Below are 13,487 nucleotides of genomic sequence, written 5' to 3'. Positions count from 1 at the left end.
CGAGCCGCTCGTGCGGTGGCTCGCGGGATGCGCCGGATCGATGAGCACGGTCACGGAGAACCCGCCCGGTGCGCGGTGACCACGTCGGCGGTGCCGCGCCCTGGATCATCGACCTGCGCGGCACCGATCCCGCCGCCCTGGCCCGGATCCGCCGATGGGCGGCGCGGGCCCTGCCCCACCTCGGCGCCGAGCACCTCAGCGACGTGCTGCTGGTGATCGACGAACTGGCCGCCAACGCCTACGTCCACGGCGGCGGACCGGTCCGCGCCCGCATCACCGCGCTGACCACGCCGTGCCGCGTCGTCGTCGAAGTCGACGACCTCTCACCCGCGCATCCAGTCCCTCCCGCCTCGGGATCGGACCCCCGCAACGCCTCCGGGTACGGCATGTCCCTGATCCACCAGCTCGCCGACACCTGGAGCGTCCACGACAACCCGGACGCCGACGGCAAGACAGTCTGGGCACGGCTCTCCTGCGGCAGCCGGACCCGCGCACCCTGCCCCTGACCACGATCGGTTCACCTCAAGGGCCGTGCGCACCGGAGTCCGGCGAGACGCCCGGGCCCGCCGGCAGGCGGTGCGGTCACCGGGTCAAGGTGACCCGCCAGGCCGGGTGATCCGTGCCCGGGATCGACGTCCGGCCGGAACTCGCGAACTCGAAGGCGCCACCGGCGATGACGTGCTGGACGCTGCCGTCGCCCTTGCGGAACGAGCCGGCCGGGACACAGGCCTGCGCACTCGGGTCGCCCGGGTACCGCAGGTTGAGGTCCCCGCCGAACACGGTTGCGGGTCCGTACTTCGTCAGCAGTGCCTTCAGTTCCCCGCACTGCTGTTCGACCGCGGGCCGCTTCGTGGACAAGTGGGTGGTGCAGGCGTTGACCGTGCCGAACCTCGCGCACAGGTAGGCCCGCTGTTCGCGCCCGCCGTCCTGCGCCGTGTAGTAGCCGCCTTCACGCGCTTGCAGTCCGCCGACGTCCTGCCTGGCCAGCACCGCGATGCTGTATTCGCCTCGGCCGCCGGTGCACGGAAGCGGTTCGGTTCGCCCGTCCTGCTGCTTCCCGACCGCTTGCCGGACCAGGGTGTACACCCGGCCCGACTGCGCCTTCACGTCGTCGGCCAGCTTCGTCGTCTCGGCGGAGCAGACCTCGTTCAAGGTCACGACAGCCGGGTTCGCCGCGACGATCGTGCTCGCCGCCTTCGCCATCGGGTTCGTCCCGCCCTGGTCGAAGCAGCCGGCGGCGCCGCTGCGGCAGAGGTTCATCTGCAGCACGGTGAAGTCCGCGGCCGCCGCGACGGCCGGTGCGCTCGTGCCCAGGAGAAGGGCGGCCACCGCGAGCACTGATTTCATGCCAGGCTTCCTTCGTGGTCGGATTCGGCGGAAAGCAGGGCCCCGCCGAGGCGGGTGAGCCGGTGCACGATCGCGCTGCCCTGCCGCTCGCTGGTGACGAGCCCGGCCGCCCGCAGCACGGCCGCTTGCTTGCTGGCCGTGCCGATCGAGGTGCCGAGGCACGCGGCCAGCTTGCTGGTCGTGTGGGGAACCCGGAGCGCGCCGAGGCTTTCGGCTCGGGTCCGGCCGAGCAGCGCGACCAGCCCCGGTGATCCGTCGCCCGGCCGGGCGACGGTGTCCTGCGCGGGGTAGATCAGGACCGGGGGCAGCTCCGGGTCGATGAGCGTCACCGGCCTGCCCGCGCAGAAGTAGCTCGGCACGAGGGTCAGTCCTCTTCCCGCGAGCCGCACGGTTCGCGAGGCCGGGTACGCGACCTCGAGCAGTTCGCCGTCCCAGCGGCGGACGCCCGGGATGCCCTTCAGCAGCGCTCCCACCCCGTCCCTGCCCAGCACGCCGACCCGGGCCGCCCGGTCGGCGCCGACGGTGTCGCGCACGTGGTGCCAGCACGGGGAGATCAGCAGGTCGTAGGCGGCACGGAGGGCACCGACGACCGTGTGGAGCTGCTCCCGATCGCCTGCCGCGAGCCTGCGCACCCAGTCCGGCGCGGTCGTGGTGAACACCTTCTTCAGATCGGTCAGCAACCGGGTGCGCGGAGTACAGGCGATCTCCTCGCAGCGGCTTTCGACCTCGGTGGCCCGGCCCGGCGGGGTGAGGAAGTCCGGGAAGCCGCCCCGCGACGGGACCAGCGTGAACAAGGTCGTCAGCACCCGGGCTTCGGGACGCGCGGCGAACCCGGCTCGGTACCCCCACGCCGCGTGGCGCGCGGAAACCGGGTTCTCTCGCAGCCGGTGCAGGCTCAGCACCAGTTCCCACATCGGATCCGGTGCGGCCGCCACCCGCACCCGCAGCAGATCGTCGCGGTCGAAAACCATGCGCAAAGTCACGTCGCGTCCCCCTCCGGACGGCAGCCAGCTCCCCGGCGCAACCCAAACGTGCCCGGCCGATCCGGGGCAAGCAGTCCCGCCGGATCCGGGACGCTGAGACGAGATCACGGCGCTGACCAGCAGGAACGCGGGTGCCTGGGACAGCCGGGAGCATCGTCGGTTCTTCGGGCGCGGCCGATGTTTTCCCCCGGCGGAAAAGGGATGGTCCGGTCCGCGGTGCTTCCGGAACCTTGGGAGACGCGGAGGACACCGCGTCCGACGGTTACTGCGTTCAGGCGCGGCTCACCTGGTTCGGGTCCGGCGGCAAGCAGGACACCGACTGGTCGGAGCACGCCTGCCCGAAGGGGAGAAGGCGTACTTCGACAAGGCGCCGGGAGACGACACGCACTGGACGGCGACCAGGCTCGTCGTCGACAAGTACTTCATCAAGGACGGCAAGAGCAGCTGCACGGAGGTGTTCGACGAGCACCTCTGATCTTCGCCCCTTCCGCCTCGTGAAATCATCGGGGCGGACGGGGAGGCACGGTGGGGGAAGAAGATGCCCGAGCCCTGGCGGAGCTGCTCGAAGAGCTGAAACGCCGTAGCGGCTACAGCTACGAACGGATCGGCGTCAAGACCCATCTGAGCCGCTCGACGGTGCACCGCTACTGCCGGGGCAGCAGCCTCCCGGCCGCCTTCGGGCCGCTGGAACGCATCGCGACCGTCTGCGGCGCCGATCGCGGCGAACTGTCGAAGCTCTACCGGTTGTGGGAACGCGCGGACGTGGCACGCGACAAGGCGGCCACGTCCGCGCCGTTCGCTCCCGAGCCGGTTCCCGGCCCGGCGCCGGTCCCCGCCCGCCCGGCGCGGAAACGGCGGTGGTCACTGCTGGTCGCCACGCTGGCCCTGGTCACGCTGGTCGGCGCGAGCGCGTTGCCCACGGTGAACGCCGAGCCACCACCGCCGGCGAGGCACATCGTGGCTCCGATGTGGACCCTCCGGCCGGAGCCGGTCGCGCGGGAACTGTTCGGGGTGACGGTGAACAGTGCGACCGGCATGATGCCGACGTTCGGCGTCGGCTCGGTCCGGTTGTGGGATTCGCGGACGCGGTGGCAGAACATCGAGCCGGCACGGGAGCGGTTCGAGTGGTCGACCCTCGACGGGCTGGTCGAAGGAGCGCGCAAGGCGGGCTTCCCGGTGCTGTTCGTCTTCGGCGGAACTCCGCGCTGGGCCAGTCCGAGCGGGCCGCCGACGGCCTATCCGGACGGTTCGAAGGCCGCGCCCCCCGACGACTTGGCGGACTGGGACCGCTTCGTCGGGAAGGTGGTCGAGCGCTACCGCGGTCGCATCGAGGCCTACGAACTGTGGGACATGGCCAACCATCCGAAGTTCTTCACCGGCCCGGTCGAGCGGCTGGTGGAAATGACCCGGCGGGCGAGCCGGATCATCAAAGCGGGGGACCCGGAAGCCACGGTCGTGTGCCCGTCGATGGGGCAGCTCGCCGAGCCCGCCCCCCGCCGGATCCTCGAACGCTTCGGCGAACTGGGAGGGTACGAGAGCTGCGACGCGGCGGCGGTCAAACTGCACGCCCGGCACGCGGCCGACCCGCCGGAGACCATGCTCGCCACGGTCGACGAGCTCGAGCAGATCTTCCACCGGGCAGGCGGGCACGCCAACCTGTGGAGCACCGGAACCGACTTCGAGACCCCGTACCAGCCACCGGTCGACCCGGAGGTCGCGGCCGACCACGCGGCCCGGTTCTACCTGACCGGTCTGTACGCCCGCTACCAGCGGATGTACTTCTACAGCTGGGGCAGCGCCCGCGTGCCGATAGTCCTGCAACCGGTCGGCGGCCCACCCACGAAAGCGGCGGCGTACGTCGAACGGCTCGGCCAGTGGCTGGCCGGCGCCCGGATCACGTCGTGCCGGAAGGGGGCACAGGCCGGTTTGCCGGAGAACCTCTGGCAGTGCGATTTCGAGCGGAACGGCGAGGGGTTCCGGATCTGCTGGACCCACGAAGGCACAGCCCGCCTCCCGGCACCGAGCCCAGTAGAGCGCCTGGACGGCACCCGTGTCGAAACCGACGAGATCACCGGAACCCCGACGCTGCTGCGGACGGCCGGGAGGTGACGGAGGCGAGCCGGCCACGGTGTCCGGCAGGAACAGCACATCGCCCAGGTGCGCGTCGCCGACGTCGGTCAGGGTGCGGGACGCCCACCGCCGGACCTCCACCAGAGCCGGGGCCGTCGTGCCCCGCAAGTCCATCGACCACGGCGTCGACCCGGTGCAACCGGTGTTCCGCTCGGGCATGACGACATCACCCTTTCCGGCCTTTCCGTCCTCGCTGCTGACCCCGTGACGCCGGGCCCGGCTGTGACCTACCTGCCCTCGAAGCCGTCGTGCCGCTGGTGACCCTGGCCCACCACCACACGACCCAGGGCGGCACGCTGCGGATCATCACCTCACGGCAGGCCCAGCAGAAACTCACCCTGCTCGGCCTGCACACCGTGCTCACACTCCACCCAGCCGGCTAGGAACCGATCACCACCGTTCGTGTCGTGGCGCGTCCGACGCTCCTCCCCTAACTGTTAGTCGACTTTCACTTATCTGGTACGTTGGGGACAACGAGACGATCATGGGAGGAGACGGGTGGTGGCGGAGGCGCCGGAGTTGCCGCTGGAGATGCGGCGGGACGGGTTCGGTCCGGTCGGGGAGCTGGCCCGGGCGCGGGATGAGGAGGGTGTCGTGCGGGTGGTGACGCCGTTCGGGCAGCCCGCGTACCTGGTCCTCCGCCACGACGATGTTCGCGAGGTGCTGTCGGATTCGGCCCGGTTCAGCAATGCCATGACACCGTTCGCCGCCGCCGGTGACATGAGTGAGGACGAGCAGGAGAAGATGCGGGCCGGGTTCCTGCTCACGTTCGACCCGCCGGATCACACCCGGTTGCGGCGGATGCTCACCCCGGAGTTCACGATCCGCCGGATGCGCCGGCTCGAGCCGCGGGTCGTGGAGATCGTCGAGGCGGCGCTGGACGATCTGGAGCGTGCCGGCAAGCCGGCCGATCTGGTGCCGCACTTCGCGTTGCCGGTGCCGTCGCTGGTGATCTGCGAGTTGCTGGGCGTGCCGTACGCCGACCGCGCCGGGTTCCAGGAACGCTCCGTTCGCCTGCTGGACATCTCGTTGCCGATGGCGGAGCAGGCCGCGGCGATGCGGGAGAACCGCGGCTACATGGAGAGCCTGGTCGTCCGCGCGCGGACAAACCCTGGCGAGGACATGCTGGGCATGCTGGTGCGCGAGCACGGCGACGATTTGAGCACCGACGAACTCGTCGGCGTAGCGGGCCTGCTGCTGCTCGCCGGGCACGAGACGACCTCGAACATGCTCGGTCTGGGCACCTTGGCCCTGCTGCGGCACCCGGGCCAGCTCGCCATGCTCCGCGAGGATCCCGCCCGGATCGAGCCCGCCGTCGAGGAGCTGCTGCGCTGGCTGTCCGTGGTGCACTCGCTGCCGCCACGCACGACCACGACCGACGTGGAGATCGCCGGCCACGTCATCCCCGCGGGGTCGCTGGTGGTCCTTTCGCTTCCCGCCGCCAACCGCGACGGTGGCTTCATCGGGAATCCCGACGCTCTCGACATCACCCGGGGCGCGCCCAAACACGTCGCCTTCGGCCACGGTGTGCACCACTGTCTCGGGGCGCCACTGGCACGCATGGAGATGCGTATCGCTCTCGCGGCCCTGCTACGGCGCTTTCCCGGCCTCGCCCTCGCGGACGAACAGCCCGACTTCCGGGTCTTCAGCGCCGTATACGGAGTGAACTCGCTGCGGGTGACCTGGTGAGAGCCGACGCTGCCCGCAACCACGAGCGGATCGTCGGCGCCGCGGTCCTGGCGTTCGAGGAGATCGGGCCACAGGTGACGCTCGAGGAGATCGCCGCGCGCGCGGACGTGAGCGTGATGACGGTCTACCGCCGCTTCCGCACGCGCGGCCAGCTCGTCAAAGCCGTCTTCGACCACGTCCTCGCCGCCGAACTCGAGCCCATCACCGCGGTGCACACCGACGATCCGTGGCAGGACCTGGTCGGAGTGCTCGAGGCCGTCACCGAATTGCTCGCCCGGCGACAGGCCATCATCTCACTCGCCCACGAGTTCGAGGCGTTCGCGAACGACAGCACGCACCGCTTCCTGCTCGCCATCGAACCCGTGCTCCGCCGCGCCATCGACGCCGGCGTGGTGCGACCGGAACTGCTGCCTCGCGACCTGAACGCGATCACCTTCATGAGCCTGGCCACGGTGCACCCCGGCGATCCGCACGGCGATGACCGCAGGCGCTACCTCGCCCTGCTGGTCGACGGCCTGCGCCCGTCGCCGACCACCCTGCCCCCGCCCTCACCGCACGACTTCTTCGAACCACCCGAAGCCGGCACACCGGCACCATGACCGCCGGCCGCACCGGCATCACACTTTCAGTCACACCAGGGAAGGGCGCACGATGACCGGCGCGATCGAGCCGACGACCGAGGCTCGGAGCCAGGCTCCGCGGCTGCGGGGGCGGGCGGCGTTGAGGGTGCTGCGTGGGTTCGTCACGGTGCACACCGTCGCGGTCTTCGCCCAGCCGGTGCTCGCCGGCCGCTACCTGATCGGCGACTACGACATGCTGGCGTTGCACGCATTCGGCGCGGACCTGGTCTCGGGCTGGCGCAGCTGGTGGCGTCGGCGCTGCTCTGGTGGCGCGGTGGCATGCGGTGGCCGTTCTGGGCGAGCCTGCTGCTGTTCCTGGGCGAGTCCGGGCAGTACTTCGCCGGCGTTTCCGGTGCGCTGGATCTGCATGTCCCGCTGGGCGTGGTGCTCGCCACGTGCGCGGCGATCACACTGGCCGGGATCTGGCGGACGGCCGGGAGCGAGCCGGGAGAACAGCGATGAGCGGACTGTCCCGGCGCCGGTTCCTCGGCCTGACCGGCGGGGCAGGCGCGCTGGCCGCGGCCGGCCTCGCCGGGCCGCGGCTGCTCGGGCGTGCCGCGGCTACCGGGGAACTGCTCACCAGCGAGGTACCGCTGCCCGCGCCGTTCCGGGTCCCGCTGCCGATCCCGGCCGTGTTGGCCCCGGTGGCGCGGAACGCGGACTTCGATCGGTACGAGATCGTCCAGCGGCAGGCCACGGTGGAGATCCTCCCTGGGGTGAGGACGCCGATCTGGGGCTACCAGGGCACTTTCCCCGGGCCGACCATCGAGTCCCGCAGCGGCCGGACGGCGATCGTCCGGCACCGCAACGAACTTCCGGTACCGACCGTCGTCCACCTCCACGGTGGCCGCACCCCGCCGGAGTCCGACGGGTACCCCACCGACCTCGTGCTGCCTGCCGGGGGCACGCACCCGGCGCACGCGCGCGGCGGGCACACCGGCATGCACGACCCGGACGCGGTGCTCACCCAGGGCGAGCGCGAGTACGTGTATCCGTTGCGGCAGAAGGCGGCCACGCTCTGGTACCACGATCACCGGATGGACTTCACCGGACCGGCCGTCTACCGCGGTCTGGCCGGGTTCCACCTGATCCGGGACGAGGAGGAGGACGCGTTGCCGCTGCCACGCGGGGAGCGGGAACTGCCGTTGATGATCACCGACCGGGCGTTCGCCGCGGACGGTTCGCTGCACTACCCGTCCCTCGACCGGACGCTGACCGCCGTGCCCGGCGTCGAGGAGCCCTACATCGAGGGTGTGCTCGGCGATGTGCTGCTGGTGAACGGCGCGCCCTGGCCGGTGGCCGAGGTGTCCGCGACCAGGCACCGGCTGCGGGTGCTCAACGCGTCCAACGCCCGCCGTTACGACCTCGCGCTCGACCCGCCGCCGCCCGGTGGCCGGGCTTTCACCCAGATCGGCTCCGACCAGGGCCTGCTCGACGCGCCGCGCGGGCACGAGCACCTGCCGATCGCCCCGGCCGAACGCTACGACCTGGTCGTCGACTTCGGCGCCTACCCGGTCGGCACCGAGGTCACCCTGGTCAACCGGCTCGGCACCGGCTCGACCGCCCGGGTGATGCGGTTCCGCGTCGTCCGGCGCGACACCGACGACAGCCACATCCCGGACCGGCTCGGCGACACCGACCCCCTCGACCGCGCACAGGCGACCGTGACCAGGGAGTTCTCCTTCCGCGGCGGGCGTCTCGGTGACCGGCACGGCTGGACGATCGGCGGCCTGCCCTACGCGCCGGCCCGGATCGACGCCCGGCCGCGGCTCGGCGACGTGGAGATCTGGCGGTTCGTGACGGATCTGCACCATCCGATCCACCTGCACCTGGTGCACTTCCACGTGCTCTCCCGCGGTGGCCGCGAACCCGGACAGTACGACGCCGGCCGCAAGGACACCGTCGACCTGCGCCCCGGCGAGGCGGTGGAGGTGATCGCCCGGTTCGACGGCTACCGCGGCCGCTACATGTTCCACTGCCACAACGCCGAGCACGAGGACATGGGCATGATGGCCAACTTCGAAACCGTCTGACGGCCCGTGAAAGCACCGACCGGCGGTAGTCCCAGAGCGGCAGCTTTACCGGTCCGCCGGCCCGGCGCTCACCCGCAGCGGGCCGAACCGGATCCACGCCGTGAACCCGTCCGGCCAGCGGAGCTCTGCTCCGTCCGCGGTGGCCGAGGCGACCAGGTCGTCCGTCTCGGTGCCCAGCACGGCCAACGCGACGAAGACCGTCGTGCCGTGAACGTCACCGGTGAGCCGCGGGAGCGACACCCACGGGGTGAAGGCGGTGCCGTGCGGGGCGCGAGCCTCGTCCTGTCCCGTCCAGCCGGCCAGGGGCCGGAGCACGGACTCACCGGGCGCGGTGGCCCAGCCCGTCTGTTCGACGCGCGCGCCGGGCGGGGCGCCGAGCACGCGGTGGACCCGCAGTTCGTGCCGCCCGCGAGCCACGGTGACGCTCTCGACGCGCAGCCCGGGCACCGTCGCCGGGCCGCGCCCGAACACCGGGCGGTGCCAGGACGCCGCCCAGCCCCACTCGCCGGCCTGTCCCGTGCCGAGGGGGTGGATCCGGCGGCGGACACTGCGCACGCCGGCGACGACGACGGCGAAGTGGTTGTCCGCCGGGTTGTCCCGCGTGGTGGGCCCGGTCCGGGTGGAGTAGGCGAACCGGCCGTAGTGCGGGTCTTCCTCCGCGGCCGCTTCACTCTCGTGCGGCCGGAGGTGGTCGCTGCCGTGGTTGTGCAGCCGGACGACGCCGTCGTCGCGGGTCGACTGCAGCAGCAGGCCCGGCCGCGGCAGGGCGAGCACCGTGTCGGCGGTCTCGGTCGGGGCGAGCTCCTCGGTGGCGGTCCACAGTGGATGCTCCGGCGGTGCGAGCAGGCACACGAACGCCTTCGACGCCCAGTAGGGCGAGCCCGGTCCGGAGTAGCGCTGCACCGTCGGTGCGTGTGGCCCGTGCCAGCCGAGGCTCAGCAGCCCGCGCTCGTCGACGGCGCCGCGGTCGAGGAAGTAGCGCAGCGCCCCGCTGAGCAGCCGGCGGGACACGCCCGGCCGCAGCGGGGTGTTCCCGGTGACCGCGCCGAGGCCGACCGCGGACGCGGCGGCGAAGCGGTAGGTCAGCGACCGTCCGAAGTGGAGTGGGGCGCCATCGCCGCCGAACCACAGCCCGAAGCTGTCCAGGTGCTCGCTCAGCCGGGCGCCGAAGTGGGCGGGTTCGCCGGCGAGGTGGGCGTCCAGCACCGGGTACAGGTGCAACGCCCAGCCGTTGTAGTGGTCGAAGGCGCGGCCGTCGCCGTCGGCGTACCAGCCGTCCCCGCGGTACCAGCTCTCCAGCAGCTCGAGCGCCCGGTCGCGGGCCCGCGCGGTCTCGGCGTCGGCGCGTCCCACCGAGGCGAGGAACCCCGCCACGGTGAAGGGGAACAGGTACCAGTTGTTCGGCGCCGGGACGTGCCGCAGCGCGCCGTGCAACCACTCCTCGATCCGGTCCTGCACGCCGGGTGCGAGGTGGTCCCACAGCCAGGGCCGGGTCAGCCGCAGGCCGAGCGCGACGGACGCGGATTCGACCATCGGCTGACCGGCGACGTGGTGGTCGCGGATCACCGGCCACGACTCGGCGTCGTCACGCCCCGGCGTGCGGGTGCCCGCTTCAAGTCCCCCGGCGTACCGCTCGAGCCAGTCGTGCGGGTCCTTCCCCGCGTCACCCGCGACCCGGAAGGCCGCGGCGAGGAAGGTCCGCGCGAACCCTTCCAGCCCGTCCGAGCGGACTCCGCTGCCCGAGGGCGGTCCCGGCAGGTCGAGCCGGGCGCCGCCCGGGGTCGCCCACCGCCAGGCCGCCGCCAGCAGGCTGTCCGCCACCGCGACCCAGTGGTCCCGCGTGTACCCGGTGTGCGGGCTCAGCGCGCGGTCCTCAGCGGGCAGCTTCACGCGATCATCCCCAGGCGTTCGCGGTGGACGGGGTGGGCGAACGCCTGCCCCGCCGCCCAGCGGGTGACCTCCGCGACGGCCAGTTCGGCCAGCCGCCGCAGCTCGTTGCCCTGCGAGCCGGCCAGGTGCGGGGTGATCAGCACGTTCCCGTCGTCCCACAGCGGATGGCCCGGCGGCAGCACCTCCGGGTCGGTGACGTCGAGGATCGCCCGGATCCGCCCCGCCCCGGTGGCCTCGGCCAGCGCGTCCTGGTCGAGCACCGCCCCGCGCGCGGTGTTGATCAGGACCGCGTCCGGCCGCATCGAAGCGATCAGCTCGCGTCCGACCAGCCCGCGGGTTTCGGGCAGCAGCGGGGTGTGCAGGCTGACGACGTCGCTGCGGGCGAACAGCTCGGCCAGGCTCACCGCCTCCGCCCCGAGGCCGGTGATCTCCTCGCCGGACACGTGGGGGTCGTGCACCAGCAGCCGCAGGTCGTGCGGGCGCAGCAGCCCGAGTACCCGGCGCCCGATCATCGACGCCGACAGGATCCCGACGGTCCGGCCGTAGTTGCCCAGGTGCGGCGGCACGCCCAGCCCGTCGTCGGCGCGGCGCGCCGCGCGGTGGCCGCGGGCGCGTTCCAGCACCCGTTTGCCGGAGAGCAGGATCATCGCCACGGTGTACTCGGCCACCGGTACCGCGTTCGCCGCCGCGGCGGACGTCACCGCGATCCCCCGCTCCCAGCACGCTTCGGTGACGTGACCGCGGACCGAGCCGGCGGTGTGCACGACCGCCCGCAGCCGGGGCGCGGCGGCGAGCACGGCCGTGTCCAGCGCCGGGCAGCCCCAGCCGGTGACCAGCAACTCGACGTCGCGCAGGACGGCGTGGGCGGCTGGACTCGCGAAGTCGTCGAGCACCCCGTCCGCAAGGTCGGTGACGCGGCGCAACGCCGTCATCGCGCCGTCGTCGAGCACCGCCGCCGCGACCCGGGGCGCCATCGCGAGCGCGGCCCGGGGACGGCTCACTTGACCGCCCCTGCGGTGAGCCCGGACCGCCAGAACCGTTGCAGCAGCGCGAACGCGAGCACCAGTGGCAGGACGGCCAGCAGTGAGCCCATGATCACCACCGGGTAGTACTCGGGCGACGTCGTGGCCGCGCTGTTCCAGCTGTAGAGGCCGAGGCTGACCGGGTAGAGCTTCTGGGTCGAGAGCATCACCATGGGCAGGAAGAAGTTGTTCCAGATGGCGGTGAGCTGGAACAGGAACACGGTGACGACGCCGGGGCCGAGCATCCGCAGCGAGACCCGGAAGTAGGTCGCCAGCTCCCCCGCGCCGTCGATCCGCGCCGCCTCCAGGATCTCACCGGGCACGTAGCCTTGGCTGAACACGCGGCCGAGGTAGACGCCGAAGGGGTTGAACAGCACCGGGATGAACACCGCCCACACCGTGTCGACGACACCGGTGCCCGACGCCAGCAGGTACAGCGGGAGCGCGAGCACGGTCTGTGGCACCATCACCGCGGCGAGCACCAGCCCGAACAGCTTCTCCTTGTGCCGGAAGACGTACTTGTCGAACGCGTAGCCGCAGGCGATGCTGACCAGCGCGCCGACCGCGGCGCCGCCGACGGCGTAGAGCAGGCTGTTGAGGTACCAGCGGCCGTAGATCCCCTTGTCCATGGCGAACAGGTCCTGCAGGTTCTTGATCGGCGAGAACCCTTGCAGGGAAAGGATGTCGCTACCGAAGAGCGCATCCCGGTCCTTCGCCGCGGCCAGCACCAGCCACAGCGCCGGGAGCAGGGTGTACAACACGGAGATCGCCACGACGGTGTTGACGGCCGCACGGCCGAGAAACTTCGGTGGGTTCACAGTGCGGCCTCCCGGGTGCGGTTGGTCCAGCGCGTCACGCCGTAGGACAACGCGATCGTGCACGCCAGCAGGATCACCGACGCGGCCGCGGCGAGACCGTAGTTGTTGCGGGTGAACGCGGCGTCGTAGATGTACATGCTCGGCGAGAACCGCGCGGTGATCATCGGCGTGGCCTGCGACAGCAGCATCGGCTCGGTGAACAGCTGCAGCGACCAGATCAGCGAGAACAGGAAGACCATCACGATCGACGCGCGGATCAGCGGGGTCTTGATCCGCAGCGCGGTCCGGACGCCGCCGGCGCCGTCGACCACCGCCGCTTCGATCACTTCGCGCGGCACGGCCTGCAGGGCGGCGTAGAAGACGACGACGTTGTAGCCGAGGTTGCTCCACAGCGCGATGTTCACCATCGACGGGATGACCGCGTGGACACCGAGGAAGTCCACCGTGATCCCGGCCTTGCCGAACAGGTCAACCACCGGGCTGAGGCCGGGGATGTAGAGGTAGAGCCAGATGATCGCGGCGATGATCCCGGGCACCGCGTGCGGCAGGAACAACGCGAGCCTCGCCGACCCGCGCAGCCGCGCGACGCCGGAGTCGAGCAGCAAAGCGAGCCCGAGGGACGCGATCACCAGCACCGGCAGGTACAGCAGGCAATACAGTGCGACGACCCAGAGTCCATTGAGGAACGTCGGGTCCGACAGGACCGCGGCGTAGCTGCGCAGGCCGACGAAGACCGTGTGTTCCGGGCCGAACCCGAGACCCGGTTCGTCGGCACCGAAGAAGCTCAGCCACAGCGCTGTCCCGGCCGGGACCAAGAAGACCACCACCAGCAGCGCGAAGAACGGGGCCATCAGCACGGCGCAGGCCGCGCCCTGCGAGTGCCTTTTCCGGACGCGCGGTGCCGGCGTTCTGGAAGCGCTTTCCGGACGCGCGAGTGTCGTCGTCATGAGTCTCC

The 13,487-nt window shown here is 71.7% G+C and carries 13 protein-coding genes; 7 read left to right on the top strand and 6 right to left on the bottom strand.

What is annotated here, in order from left to right; translation table 11 throughout:
- Positions 1-68 precede the first annotated feature (68 nt).
- Positions 69-506, top strand: coding sequence for an ATP-binding protein (locus ACLJQE_RS32305; RefSeq protein ID WP_410643309.1), 438 nt, complete (start codon positions 69-71; stop codon positions 504-506).
- Between the two features lie 76 nt (positions 507-582).
- On the opposite strand, the gene ACLJQE_RS32300 is transcribed toward ACLJQE_RS32305, so the two are convergent.
- Entirely contained in the window at positions 583-1,347 is a 765-nt protein-coding gene (locus ACLJQE_RS32300; RefSeq protein ID WP_410643308.1) for an endonuclease/exonuclease/phosphatase family protein, read from the bottom strand.
- Entirely contained in the window at positions 1,344-2,330 is a 987-nt protein-coding gene (locus ACLJQE_RS32295) for an ArsR family transcriptional regulator (RefSeq protein ID WP_410643307.1), read from the bottom strand. Before ACLJQE_RS32295 ends, ACLJQE_RS32300 begins: the two co-directional genes overlap by 4 nt.
- A gap of 525 nt (positions 2,331-2,855) precedes the next feature.
- On the opposite strand from ACLJQE_RS32295, the gene ACLJQE_RS32290 reads away from it, so the two are divergent.
- The 6 genes from ACLJQE_RS32290 to ACLJQE_RS32265 all read left to right on the top strand — a co-directional run bounded on the left by ACLJQE_RS32290 (position 2,856) and on the right by ACLJQE_RS32265 (position 8,802).
- Complete coding sequence (locus ACLJQE_RS32290) at positions 2,856-4,439, top strand: helix-turn-helix domain-containing protein (RefSeq protein ID WP_410643306.1); 1,584 nt, start codon at positions 2,856-2,858, stop codon at positions 4,437-4,439.
- A 269-nt stretch (positions 4,440-4,708) separates the two neighbouring features.
- Positions 4,709-4,843, top strand: a complete 135-nt coding sequence (locus ACLJQE_RS32285; RefSeq protein ID WP_410643305.1) for a hypothetical protein — start codon at positions 4,709-4,711, stop codon at positions 4,841-4,843.
- A gap of 118 nt (positions 4,844-4,961) precedes the next feature.
- The gene (locus ACLJQE_RS32280) at positions 4,962-6,149 is read left to right on the top strand and encodes a cytochrome P450 (RefSeq protein WP_410643304.1); all 1,188 of its coding nucleotides are present in this window, start codon (positions 4,962-4,964) and stop codon (positions 6,147-6,149) included.
- Positions 6,146-6,748 carry a TetR/AcrR family transcriptional regulator gene (locus ACLJQE_RS32275; RefSeq protein WP_410643303.1) on the top strand — a complete coding sequence of 201 codons (603 nt, stop codon included), beginning with the start codon at positions 6,146-6,148 and terminating at the stop codon, positions 6,746-6,748. The genes ACLJQE_RS32280 and ACLJQE_RS32275 overlap by 4 nt, the downstream gene beginning before the upstream one ends.
- Before the next feature lie 267 nt (positions 6,749-7,015).
- On the top strand, positions 7,016-7,231 hold the full coding sequence (locus tag ACLJQE_RS32270) for a hypothetical protein (protein WP_410643302.1): 216 nt from the start codon (positions 7,016-7,018) through the stop codon (positions 7,229-7,231).
- Positions 7,228-8,802 (top strand): multicopper oxidase family protein, encoded by a 1,575-nt coding sequence (locus tag ACLJQE_RS32265; RefSeq protein WP_410643301.1) that lies wholly within the window; start codon positions 7,228-7,230, stop codon positions 8,800-8,802. The genes ACLJQE_RS32270 and ACLJQE_RS32265 overlap by 4 nt, the downstream gene beginning before the upstream one ends.
- Before the next feature lie 45 nt (positions 8,803-8,847).
- Here the strand turns inward: ACLJQE_RS32265 and ACLJQE_RS32260 are convergent, their stop codons facing one another.
- Genes ACLJQE_RS32260 through ACLJQE_RS32245 form a run of 4 tightly spaced genes read right to left on the bottom strand, consistent with a single transcriptional unit; the run spans position 8,848 to position 13,479 of the window.
- A complete protein-coding gene (locus ACLJQE_RS32260) occupies positions 8,848-10,692 on the bottom strand; it encodes a DUF2264 domain-containing protein (RefSeq protein WP_410643300.1) in 1,845 nt (614 codons plus the stop codon).
- Positions 10,689-11,693, bottom strand: a complete 1,005-nt coding sequence (locus ACLJQE_RS32255) for a hydroxyacid dehydrogenase (protein ID WP_410643299.1) — start codon at positions 11,691-11,693, stop codon at positions 10,689-10,691. Before ACLJQE_RS32255 ends, ACLJQE_RS32260 begins: the two co-directional genes overlap by 4 nt.
- The gene (locus ACLJQE_RS32250) at positions 11,690-12,532 is read right to left on the bottom strand and encodes a carbohydrate ABC transporter permease (protein WP_410643298.1); all 843 of its coding nucleotides are present in this window, start codon (positions 12,530-12,532) and stop codon (positions 11,690-11,692) included. The genes ACLJQE_RS32255 and ACLJQE_RS32250 overlap by 4 nt, the downstream gene beginning before the upstream one ends.
- The gene (locus ACLJQE_RS32245; protein ID WP_410643297.1) at positions 12,529-13,479 is read right to left on the bottom strand and encodes a carbohydrate ABC transporter permease; all 951 of its coding nucleotides are present in this window, start codon (positions 13,477-13,479) and stop codon (positions 12,529-12,531) included. The genes ACLJQE_RS32250 and ACLJQE_RS32245 overlap by 4 nt, the downstream gene beginning before the upstream one ends.
- Between the last annotated feature and the right edge of the window lie 8 nt (positions 13,480-13,487).

The sequence above is a fragment of the Amycolatopsis sp. lyj-346 genome (genome assembly GCF_046548975.1).
Taxonomy (GTDB): Bacteria; Actinomycetota; Actinomycetes; order Mycobacteriales; family Pseudonocardiaceae; genus Amycolatopsis.
The sequence above is the reverse complement of the archived record's forward strand: the minus strand, read 5'-3'. Positions and strand labels throughout refer to the sequence as shown.